Origin of the sequence: Oscillibacter sp. KLE 1745 (genome assembly GCF_000469445.2) — a bacterium.
Classification (GTDB): domain Bacteria; phylum Bacillota; class Clostridia; order Oscillospirales; family Oscillospiraceae; genus Oscillibacter; species Oscillibacter welbionis.
Genome location: NZ_KI271674.1, coordinates 1 through 11210, shown reverse-complemented (window position 1 = coordinate 11210; position 11210 = coordinate 1). Strand labels below are relative to the sequence as shown.

Sequence of the window (11210 nt, the reverse complement as noted above, 5' to 3'; positions counted from 1 at the left end):
CGTCGCGGCGGCTTTGGCGGAGGCTCCTTCCGCGGCGGCGGGGGGAGACGCGGAGGCTCTTTCCGCGGCGGGCGCCGGTAAGAGACAGATATAACGGGGCCTGTATGCCATTTGAAAAGCAGGAGGATCCCCCGGAGTTCCGGGACGATCCTCTTGCTTTTGCGTTGGAAGAAGTATTACTTTTGCAGTGCGGCTCAGCGGATGGGGAGCATTTTGCCGGTCTCAAAGGATTCCTTGCAGCGATAGGCCGCCTCGGATACGGCGGTGCCGTCGTAGACCGTCAGGTCCGCAGGGTGTGTGCCGGTACGGATGTGGTCCGTAAACGCCTGCATCTCAGCCAGAAAAGCGGTGTGCCAGCGGGACATGAAGTCCGGATAGTACTCCTGCCGCGCACCATGCTCATCCACGACCTGCAGCAGGTTCCGGGCGCCCACGGGGGCGATGCGCAGCGTGCCGTGGGTTCCGACGATTTCCGTCTCTACATTGCAGCCTGCTGCATGGGTGCGGTTGGCAAAGAGAAAGCCCATGGCGCCGTTTTCGCACTGGACCATGGCGGCGGCATTGTCTGTATCATGCAGTTCCCGACAGAGGTCGAACTCAAAGACACCGCCGATGGCCCAGACGTTACGGATGTTAGAGCCGGTGAACCAGCGGATCAGATCCAGATCGTGGACGCACATGTCCAGGAACTGGCCGCCAGAGTGGGGGAGGAATTTCAGTGTGGATTCAATGGTGCTGCGGGGATCCTGGGTGCAGGAGCGGACCAGCACCACTTTGCCGATTTCACCGGCGTCCACACGGCGCTTGGCCTCAGCATAGGAGGGGTCAAACCGGCGCATGAAGCCCAGTTGGAACACCAGTTCCGGATGGGCCTCAACAACCTTTTCAGCTTCCTTGCACTGAGCCACATTGGTGCCCAGAGGCTTTTCACAGAAAACGTGCTTGCCGTGCTCCATGGCAATTTTGATCTGCTCCACATGAAGAAAAGAGGGGGAGACGATGACGATGCCGTCCAACTCCGGATCGGCGCACATGGCGGCAAAATCGGTGTAAGTATGAGGAACGCCCAATTCCTCTGCCACCGCCCGGAGACGGGAGGTATCCACGTTACAGATGGCGTGGAGGACGCAGCCGGGAATGGATGCGGCTAAGTTTTTTGCATGTTCGTAGCCCAGACGGCCCAGGCCGACAGAGCCGATTTTAACAGATTCCATATAGCACCTTCTCTCTGGGGTTTTCAATTTTACAGTATAGTCTAATCCCCCCAAAAATACAAGCGGGACCTGCCTTGAAAGCTGGATACTGCCGAAGAACTTGAACAGCGGCACGGCTCTTGAGAGCCGTGCCGCTGTTTTGCGGGAAAGTGGTCCCTGGGGATCAGTCCACCTCCCGCAGCCGTTCCACGATGGTGGCCTTGGAGACGGAGCGGTACACCGCCAGGGGAACCAGGACGCCCAGCAGGGCGAACACCGGGGCCACGATCAGGAACGGGGTCAGCGTCAGGCGGTAGGTGAAGAACCAGAACATGCTCCCCACCGCCTTGAAGGCCACCGGGCCGAAAATCAGGGTCAGCACCAGGGAGATCCCAGCCGCCCCCAGGGCATAGAGCAGCCCCTCATACACCAGCATGGTCTTGAGCTGCTTGCCGGTCATGCCGATGGACTGGAGCACGGCGAACTCCCGCTTGCGGGCGATGATGCCGGTGAGGATGGCGTTGAAGAAGTTCAGCACGCCCACCAGCCCCACGATGAAACTGAGGGCCCCGCCGCACAGCTGGAACATGGAGCGCATCCCCTCGAACTCCGATGCGTAGAGCGCCTTGCTCTCATAGTCGAACTGGGGATTCACGTTCTCCGTGTAGTCTGCCAGGAACTTCTCCATGGCGCCGTTGGCCTCGTCGGTGGTATCAAAGGCGTAGTACATCACGCTGTCTGTGCCGCTGTCCTGCATGAAGGTCTGGTCATTCAGGATGAACTCGTCCGCGCCGTAGTAGCGGTAGGAGAAGGCGGAGGGCACCGTCACCAGGGCGGCTACTTCGTATTCCACGTCCCGGTATTTCACCGCACGCGCCACATAACTGGCCCCTGCGGGCACGTCCTCTACGCTGGAATAGGCGATGCCGGTGTCCGGGTCCACATACGCCATCTCCTCCACATACCGCAGAGTGATGATGTCCCCCAGCCGGGCCCAGTGGGAGTCCAGCTCCGGATTGCCGTAATCATCATCGCTGTACACGGCGGCCACATACCGCCCGCCGTCCTCCCGGAGCTTGTTCAGATCTCCCTCCAGCACGGTCAGATGGTCCAGGGCAAAGTCACCCATGCCGTAGAGCTGGGCAACATCCGCCAGCAGGCCGTCCTCCGTGCGTTCCATGTCGCTCACCATGAGGTCCAGAGTGGCCTCGTCGTTCCAACGGCTCCACACAGAGCGGTAGTACTCCTCCGTCACGAACTCCTGGACGATGGAGGTCCTGCCGTAGATCACGCCGCCGTCGGTAATGCCGCCCTGGGCATTGATCTCGTCAATGACGGACTGGGGGATGCCCATATCCGTGTTGAAGATGTCCCCGCCGGTCTGGAACTGGCCGGCGTCCGCCACGATGAAGTCGCTGGCGGTGAAGTTGGACACGTACTTGTCCATGTCGAAGCCGTTGGTGAAGTTCACCGTCACTGTCAGCAGTACCACCGCCAGAGACAGGGACGTGACGGTGACGGCGGTCTTGCCCCGGCTGCGGCCCAGGTTGGCCCAGGCCATGGACAGCAGGGACACGCCCCTGCGGCCTTTTTTCGTCTTGCGCTTGATGCCGCTGCCTTCGGTGTAGCGCACCGCCTCGATGGGAGAGACCTTGCCAGCGATGCGGCCGGGCTTCCGGCAGGAGAGCAGCACCGTCACCAGAGAGAACAGCGCCGCGCCGATGAAGATCACCGGGCTCACGGAGGTCATGGGCACCACGCCGTTCAGCTGTGACACAATGGCCGGCGTCAGCTGGCCGCCGATCAACCAACCCAGCACCAGCCCCAGGGGGATGCCCGCCAGGGACAACGTCAGCGCCTGCTGGCGGATGATCCGCCGCAGCTGCCGGGGCGTGGTGCCGATGGTCTTCAGCAGGCCATAGAACCGGATATCGTTGGTGACGGAGATCTGGAACACGTTGTAGATGATGAGATAGCCGGTGAAGATGATGAGCAGCAGCATGGCGGCCACAGCAATCACCACAGAGGGGTCCAGATTATCGCTGAGCTGGGCGCCCGTATAGCCCCAGTTGACGCCAGTGTGGATATAATCCGGCGCTCCGGCGCTCTGATCCTGATAGCCGTGATTTTCCAGAATTTGAGCGATATCGTTCGCAATGTGGCGGGAACCGCTTTTCAGCATCACATCCAGGTTCCAGGAACCGGTCATGCCATCCTCTCCGGGCGGGACGGTTCCCACCTCGTCCAGAATGGCGTCCGCCCGGCTCTCCGGAATCAGGATGTGGTTGGCCACAATTGCCTCGTCATACTCCCACCAGCCGCAGAGGGTAAAGGTCTGGGTGGTGGTATGGCCGTCCACGTCAAAGGAGATGGTGAACCTGGCGCCGATCTCCGGCTCCACCCCCAACAGCTCCAGCACGTGGGTGTCGGTAGCGGCCTCGTCGGTGCCCTCCTGGGGCAGACGGCCCTCCACCGGGTCGCAGTACATCCAGTGGGCTTCATTGGCGTCGGCGTAGCTGACCTCCACGTGGGATTTGTTGAACGGCACCTCCGTGGGCATTCCGATAAACCGCCGCATTCCCCACTGGTCGATGAGGGGGTCATCCTTCAGATCGTTAAACTGTTCCTCCGTCAGGTACTTGAAGCCGCCGTGGGAGAAGCCGCCCACCTGACGGAAGTTGGACTGCTGGAACCCGTCGTTGATGGACATGGCGATGGTGAAGAGGGACGTGAACAGCACCGTGGTCAGGGCGATGGCGAGAACGGCGATGAGGTTGCGGGTCCTGGCCGCCTTCATGGACCGCCAGCCCAGACGGCGGATGGTCTTGCCGTTGGATACCTTCATCATGGCGCTCACCCCCGCACCACGATCCGGCCGTCCTCGATGCGGATGATCCGGTCCGCCATCTGGGCCAGCTCCTCGTTGTGGGTGATCATGACGATGGTCTGGCTGAACTTCTGGGCAGTGACCTTCAGAAGTCCCATCACGTCCAGGCTGGTGGCGGAGTCCAGGTTGCCGGTGGGCTCATCCGCCAGGATGATGGCGGGCTTGGCCGCCAGAGCCCGGGCGATGGCCACCCGCTGCTGCTGGCCGCCGGAGAGGTTGTTGGGCAGGTTTTGGAGCTTTGCCTCCAGCCCCAGCGTCTCAATGATCCGTTCCACATAGGCTTTGTCCGGCGCGTTGCCGTCCAGCTGGATGGGCAGGACGATGTTCTCATACACGTTCAGCACCGGCACCAGGTTGTAGTTCTGGAACACAAAGCCGATCTTCCGCCGCCGGAAGATGGTCAGTTCCTCATCGCGCATGGCAGAGAGTTCTTTGCCGTCCACCGTGACGGTGCCGCCGGTGGGGCGGTCCAGCCCGCCCAGCATGTGGAGCAGGGTGGACTTGCCGGAGCCGGAGGTGCCCACCACCGCCACGAATTCGCCCTTTTCCACGGTCAGATCGACCCCGTCCAGGGCCCGGACCTCCGTATCGCCGGAGCCATATACCTTCCGCAGATCCTTTGTTTCCAAGATCGTCATTGTTCATTCCTCCAAGGAAAAGTCTGTATTGCCTTTCGACAATACAGACTGTACCAAAGAAATCTTTCCACATTCTTTCTGAAATCTAACAGTTCTGAAAGATTTGGGATGTCCGGGCCGGAACGCGCCGCCTTCTACGTCCTCTCCTCCGCCCTCGGCAGGAACAGGGAGAAGGTGCTCCCCTCCCCGGGGCGGCTGCTGACCTTCAGGTATCCGCCCTGACCGGCGGCGATCTGGCGGGCCAGATACAAGCCGATTCCCACGCCCTCCGCCTCGCTGGCGGAGGGGGAGCGGTAGAACCGCTGGAAGATCCTGGCCTGCTCGGACTCCGGGATGCCGGGGCCGGTGTCCGTCACGTCCACGCGGCAGAACAGCTCATACCCCACGGCCCGGAGGGTGACGGCGCCGCCCGCCGGGGTGTATTTCACCGCGTTGTCCACCAGATTATACAGGGCCTCCGCCGTCCACTTGGGGTCGAACCGGGCGGTCAGGTCCGTGGGCTCTACCGTCAGGGTGATCGCTTTGGCCTCCGCTCCGGGAGCGGCCTGGGCCGAGGCGGTATCCAACAGCTGTTGGATGCCATGACGCTTGGGCGTCATGGCAAGGACGCCGCTCTCCAGCCGGGAGGTTTTGACCAGCGCGTCGATGAGGAACCGCAGCTTCTCCGCCTGATGCTCCAGAGCGGAGACATACTCCCGGCTCTCCGGCGGCAGGTCCTGCTCCTCCAGCAGCTGGGCATACAGCAGGAGGTTGGCGATGGGAGTCTTGGTCTGGTGGGAGATGTCCCCGATCAGGGTCTTGATGGCGTCCTTCTCCTCCGCCAGATTTTTGGCCGATACGGCGGATGCGGAGAGATAGTGGGCCATCCGGGTCTCCAGGGCGGAGAGGCGGCTCTCGTCATAGAGGGACTCCCGGAACTCGCCCCGGATGGCGTCATCCAGCATCTTGCCCAGAGTGTCCAGCATCCGGCGGGTCCGCAGGTGGGTCCAGACGGCGAATCCTGCCGCTGCCAGCAGGGCCGGAACCGCCAGAGCCAGCAGGGTATATTCCACTGTCATGTCAGTTCACCGCCCATGTGTAGCCCAGGCCGTACACGGTCTTGATATAGCGGGGCTTGGACGGCATGTCTTCCAGCTTGTCCCGCAGCCGCTTCACTGTGACGGAGAGGGCGTTTTCGTCCACATACTCCGCCCCGTCCGTCCAGATCCGGTCCACCAGGGCGGCCCGGGTAAGGGTTTGGCCCCGGTGCTCCACCAGCAGCCGCAGCAGCTTCTGTTCCGTCTTGCTGAGCTCCACCGGAACGCCGTTCCGGGAGAACTCCATCCGGCCGAAATCGAAGGTGAAGCCGTCCAGCTGCACCCGTTCCGCCTGGGGGGCGGCGGTCCGGCGCAGCTGAGTATTCACCCTGGCCCGCAGCACCGCCAGAGAGAAGGGCTTGGTGATATAGTCATCCGCCCCCAGCTCCAGACCTGCCACGATGTCTGTCTCCAGGTCATTGGCAGTCAACAGGATTACGGGAATCTCACTCTCCCGCCGGAGGGCACGGAGGAGGTCCAGTCCATTGCCGTCAGGCAGGTTGATGTCCAGGATCAGCAGGTCGAAGCTCCGGCGGGAGAGCAGATCCCCGGCATCCGCCAGGGACCGGCAGAGCTGGGGGCGGAGCTCCGGCGCCTGGAGGGCCAGGCGGATACCCTCGCCCAGAGTCGGGTCATCCTCCACGATCAGCAGGTCTTTCATCGGGGAACCTCCTTGGGATCAAACTGCGCCCAGTATACCACGGGCGGCCGCCGCCGTCCAGAGCGGGCAGAAGAAACGCACGGCGGACAGGCCGCCGTGCGTGGGTCGCGGGATCGCGGGTCACAGGGTCAGGGAGGGGGCGGCATAGGTCCGGGCCGCCAGCTCCTGGTCCAGCATATAGAGCCCCTTGGGGTCCGAGCCGAACAGCTCCATCTTCTTGATGAGATCGGTGGCGTTGGTCTCCTCCTCACCCTGCTCCTTCACGAACCAGTCCAAAAACTGCATGGTGCGGAAATCCCTGGCCTCGTACGCGGCTTCATAGATGGCGTGGATCAGGGAGGTGACATACTGCTCGTGGGCGAGACCGGCCTTCAGGGGGTCCATGTTGGCTTTCAGCTCCGCATCCGGCTTGGCAACGGCCTCCAGCGTTACGGGCACGTCGTTGTTCTGGAGATACTGGAGCATCAGCATGGCGTGGTCCCGCTCCTCCTGGGCCTGGACCTTGTACCAGTTGGCAAAACCGGCAAGGCCCTGCTCCACATAGAAATTGGAGAACTGGAGATACAGATACGCAGAGTAGAATTCCTTGTTCACCTGATCGTTCAACAGCTGGGATACTTTTTCGTTCAGCATTGTATGCGCTTCCTTTCTGCAGCGGACGAAACGTCCTTGTTTGTTCTATCTAACCATTATATCACGGACTGCAGAAAATGCAACGGCAGCCGGGAAAAAAGCGGTGGACGGGCGGGAGGCGCTGTGCTACAATGGGCGTGCTGCAAAGTCCCTTTTTGGGAAAACTTTAACGGGAACCAAACGGCAGGGGCCGCCTTTTTACAGATCGGCGGGCCCATCCGTGTTATCATGGTCCTGCTGTCCACGGGCGGCTTCTGATAAAACGGAAAGAGGGATCGCTGTGTTCATGCGCAGAAAAAACCACATGGCGCCGGCGCGGATCATCCTGATCGGCTTTGCGCTGCTGATTTTGGCGGGAGCACTACTGCTGACCCTGCCCATCTCCACCCGGGACGGGCAGGGCGCCGCCTTTTTCGACGCGCTGTTCACCGCCACCTCCGCCACCTGCGTGACAGGACTGGTGGTCCAGGACACGGCGCTGTACTGGTCCGGCTTCGGCCAGGCGGTGATCCTCATGCTGATTCAGATTGGCGGCATGGGTGTGGTGACCGCGGCGGCGGCCATCTCCATGCTGGCCGGGCGGCGGATCGGGCTGAAGGAGCGGTGGGTGATGCAGGAGTCCATCTCCGCACCCCAGGTGGGGGGCATCGTTCGCCGGACCCGCTTCATTCTGGCGGTGACGCTGGTCCTGGAGGGGACGGGGACGCTGCTGCTGGCTCTGCGGTTCTGCCCGGAGATGGGGCTGTTCCGGGGACTCTGGTACGCGGTGTTTCATGCGGTGTCCTCCTTCTGCAACGCCGGGTTCGACCTGATGGGGGCGGCGGGCACGCCCTTCGTCTCCCTGACCGGCTATGCGGGGGACCCACTGGTGAATTTCACCGTGATGGGGCTGATTGTCCTGGGCGGCATCGGGTTCCTCACCTGGGGAGACGTGCGGGAGCACAAGTGGCACCTGCGGGCCTACTGCCTTCAGAGCAAGCTGGTGCTGGCGGTGACTGCGGCACTGATCCTGCTGCCGGCGCTGTTCTTCCTGCTCTATGAGCTCCGGCTGCCCCAGTGGCAGACGCTGACCCTGGGGGAGAAGGTCCAGGGGGCGCTGTTTCAGGCGGTCACCCCCCGGACCGCAGGGTACAACACCCTGGACCTCTCCCAGCTGAGCGAGCCCTCCCGGCTGCTGATTACGCTGCTGATGCTGGTGGGTGGCTCCCCCGGCTCCACAGCCGGCGGATTCAAGGTCACCACTCTGGCGGTATTTGTGCTGGCGGCCCGGGCGGTGTTCCGCCGGCGGGCGGATCTCCAGTGCTTCGGCCGCCGCCTCCCCACGGAGACACTGCGCAGCGCCGCCGCGGTCCTTATGATGTATCTGGGGCTGTTTCTGCTGGGCGGTATGGCCATCTGCTGCGTGGAGGACATCTCCCTGGAGGCGGCGCTGTTTGAAACCGCCTCCGCCCTCGGGACCGTGGGGCTGACGCTGGGGGTGACCCCGGGATTGGGCGGCGTCTCCCGGTTGATTCTGATCTTTTTGATGTACTTTGGCCGCGTGGGCGGCCTGACGCTGATCTACGCCGTCCTGCCGGACAGCGGCGCCGCCCCGGCGCAGCTGCCCCAGGAGCGGGTCACTGTGGGCTGAGCGGTACGCTTGAGAAAGGACGTGTGAGGATGAAATCGGTACTGCTGATCGGATTGGGCCGCTTCGGGCGGCACATGGCCGCCAAGCTTCAGGAGCTGCACCACGAGGTGCTGGCGGTGGACAAAAACGAGGAGCGGGTCAACGACGCGCTGGACCTGGTGACCCACGCGCAGATCGGGGACAGCACCAGCGAGGCGTTCATCGCCTCCCTGGGGGTGCGGAACTTTGACCTGTGCGTGGTGGCTATTGGTGACGACTTCCAGAGCTCTCTGGAGACCACGGCCCTGCTGAAGGAGCAGGGGGCGCGCTTCGTCCTGTCCAGGGCGGCACGGGATGTCCACGCCAAATTTCTGCTGCGCAACGGCGCGGATGACGTGGTTTATCCGGAGCGGGAGACCGCCAGCTGGGCGGCGGTGCGGTACAGCTCCGACCATATCTTTGACTACATCCAGCTGACGCCGGACCACGCCATTTACGAGACGGCGGTGCCGCCGGCCTGGGTGGGCAAGACCATCGGCCAGCTGGGGGTGCGCCAGCGGCACAATATCAACATCCTGGCCGCCAAGCGGGGGGAGGAGCTCATTCCCATTCCGGGCGGCGACTACTGCTTCCGGGAGGGGGAGACGATGCTGGTTCTGGGCGCGGACCGGGATGTACAGAAGTTCCTGCACTTTTGACGCAACTGGGCGGAGCCGTCTGTTGGCGGCTCTGCCTTTTTCACGCCGGGACGGAAAAGGCCGGTTTGCATTCCCTGTCGGGTCTGGTATAATGGATGCATCACGCAAGAAAAGAGCGGAGGCGAAGGCATGGTGGAGATCCTGGTGGTGGATGACGAAGCGGCGATTGCGGATCTGGTGGAGGTCTGCCTGAAAAATGAGGGCTACACAGTGTACAAGTGCGGCAGCGGGGAGGCGGCGCTGACCTGCGTGGCGCGGCAGCATTTGGACCTGGCCATTCTGGACGTGATGCTCCCGGACCTGGACGGCTTTACCCTGTGCCAGAAGATCCGGGAGGAACACCTCTTTCCCATCCTCATGCTCACCGCCCGGGTGGAGGACATGGACAAGATCATGGGCCTGACCCTGGGGGCGGACGACTACATTACCAAGCCCTTTAATCCGCTGGAGCTGGTGGCCCGGGTGAAGACCCAGCTGCGGCGCTATACCCGGTACAACACCGGCGAGGCGGCGGAACCCAGGGAGACCGCGGAGCATGACTTCCGGGGGCTGCAGATCTCCAGGACCACGCATAAGTGCGTTCTCTTCGGCGAGGAGCTGGCGCTGACGCCGCTGGAGTTTGCCATTCTCTGGTATCTCTGCGAGCACCGGGGACAGGTGGTGCCTAGTGAGGAGCTGTTTGAGGCGGTGTGGGGCGAGAAGTACATGGACAGCAACAACACGGTCATGAGCCACATCGCCCGCCTGCGGGAGAAGATGCACGAGCCAAGCCGGAAGCCGAAGTTCATCAAGACGGTCTGGGGGGTGGGGTATACCATTGAATAAGAGAAGAGAACGGCCCCCGCTGTCGGACCGGGGCCGCCGCCGGGCCCTGCGGACCTGGGGATTCTATCTGCTGGCGCTGACGGCCTGGGTGACGGTGGTGCTGGCGGCGGTCTTCCTGGGGTATCTGGTATGCAGCGCCTTTACGTGGTATGCGTGGGAGCCGCTCTACCAGTTCCTCAACTGGGTACGGGATTACATCGTCTTTGTGTGTATGCTGGTCATCCTGCTGGGCTGGGTGGCTATCAGCTATTCCTTCATTGCCCGCCCCATGCGGCTGGTGGACACGCTGGCCGCGGCGGCAGAGCAGCTGGCCCAGCCGGGAGAGGAGCCCATTGAGCTGCCGGAGCCCATGGAGGACCTGGAGGGGCAGCTGAACGCCGTCCGGGAACGGGCCCTGCGGGACGCCCGGGCTGCCCGGGAGGCAGAGCAGCGGAAAAACGATCTGGTGGTCTATCTGGCCCATGATTTGAAGACGCCGCTCACCAGCGTCATCGGCTACCTTACGCTGCTGCGGGACGAGCCGCAGCTCTCCCCGGAGCTGCGGAGCCGGTATACCGGCATCGCCCTGGAGAAGGCGGAGCGGCTGGAGGACCTCATCAATGAGTTCTTTGACATCACCCGCTTCAGCCTGACCCATCTGGAGCTGGAGAAGCAGCCTACGGACCTGACCCGGATGCTGGAGCAGGTGGCCAGTGAGTTTGCCCCCCAGTTCGCGGAAAAGGACCTGCGGTGTGAACTGGAGCTGCCGCCCCGTCTGGCATACGACTGCGACCCGGACAAGCTGGCCCGGGTGTTCGATAACCTGCTGCGCAACGCCTTCCATTACAGCTTCCCGGGGTCCACAGTCCGGATCACCGGACAGCAGGAGGCGGATACCGTGGTCCTGACGTTTACCAACGAGGGGCGGACCATTCCGGCGGAGAAGCTGGAGCGCATCTTCGACCAGTTCTTCCGGCTGGACAGCTCCCGCGCCACCCGCACGGCCGGCGC

At 62.8% G+C, this 11210-nt stretch carries 10 protein-coding genes; 4 read left to right on the top strand and 6 right to left on the bottom strand.

Going from position 1 to position 11210, the window contains the following annotated elements:
* Positions 1-194 precede the first annotated feature (194 nt).
* The 6 genes from HMPREF1546_RS01970 to HMPREF1546_RS01945 all read right to left on the bottom strand — a co-directional run bounded on the left by HMPREF1546_RS01970 (position 195) and on the right by HMPREF1546_RS01945 (position 7088).
* On the bottom strand, positions 195-1214 hold the full coding sequence (locus tag HMPREF1546_RS01970; protein ID WP_036630325.1) for a Gfo/Idh/MocA family oxidoreductase: 1020 nt from the start codon (positions 1212-1214) through the stop codon (positions 195-197).
* A gap of 163 nt (positions 1215-1377) precedes the next feature.
* Positions 1378-4041, bottom strand: a complete 2664-nt coding sequence (locus tag HMPREF1546_RS01965) for an ABC transporter permease (RefSeq protein WP_021749280.1) — start codon at positions 4039-4041, stop codon at positions 1378-1380.
* Positions 4042-4046: 5 nt separating this feature from the next.
* Positions 4047-4718 carry an ABC transporter ATP-binding protein gene (locus tag HMPREF1546_RS01960; protein WP_021749279.1) on the bottom strand — a complete coding sequence of 224 codons (672 nt, stop codon included), beginning with the start codon at positions 4716-4718 and terminating at the stop codon, positions 4047-4049.
* A gap of 134 nt (positions 4719-4852) precedes the next feature.
* Positions 4853-5776, bottom strand: coding sequence for a sensor histidine kinase KdpD (locus tag HMPREF1546_RS01955; RefSeq protein ID WP_021749278.1), 924 nt, complete (start codon positions 5774-5776; stop codon positions 4853-4855).
* Between the two features lies 1 nt (position 5777).
* Complete coding sequence (locus tag HMPREF1546_RS01950; RefSeq protein ID WP_021749277.1) at positions 5778-6455, bottom strand: response regulator transcription factor; 678 nt, start codon at positions 6453-6455, stop codon at positions 5778-5780.
* A 120-nt stretch (positions 6456-6575) separates the two neighbouring features.
* Positions 6576-7088: a ferritin gene (locus HMPREF1546_RS01945; protein ID WP_021749276.1), complete on the bottom strand. Its 513-nt coding sequence runs from the start codon at positions 7086-7088 to the stop codon at positions 6576-6578.
* 286 nt (positions 7089-7374) lie between these two features.
* On the opposite strand from HMPREF1546_RS01945, the gene HMPREF1546_RS01940 reads away from it, so the two are divergent.
* From HMPREF1546_RS01940 to HMPREF1546_RS01925, 4 genes are all read left to right on the top strand, one after another.
* Positions 7375-8718: a TrkH family potassium uptake protein gene (locus HMPREF1546_RS01940; RefSeq protein WP_021749274.1), complete on the top strand. Its 1344-nt coding sequence runs from the start codon at positions 7375-7377 to the stop codon at positions 8716-8718.
* A 29-nt stretch (positions 8719-8747) separates the two neighbouring features.
* Entirely contained in the window at positions 8748-9395 is a 648-nt protein-coding gene (locus HMPREF1546_RS01935; RefSeq protein ID WP_021749273.1) for a TrkA family potassium uptake protein, read from the top strand.
* Positions 9396-9524: 129 nt separating this feature from the next.
* The gene (gene vanR, locus HMPREF1546_RS01930; protein ID WP_021749272.1) at positions 9525-10220 is read left to right on the top strand and encodes a VanR-ABDEGLN family response regulator transcription factor; all 696 of its coding nucleotides are present in this window, start codon (positions 9525-9527) and stop codon (positions 10218-10220) included.
* A partial coding sequence (locus HMPREF1546_RS01925) for a sensor histidine kinase KdpD (RefSeq protein WP_021751630.1) occupies positions 10213-11210 on the top strand: 998 nt, incomplete at its 3' end. The genes vanR and HMPREF1546_RS01925, both read left to right, overlap by 8 nt.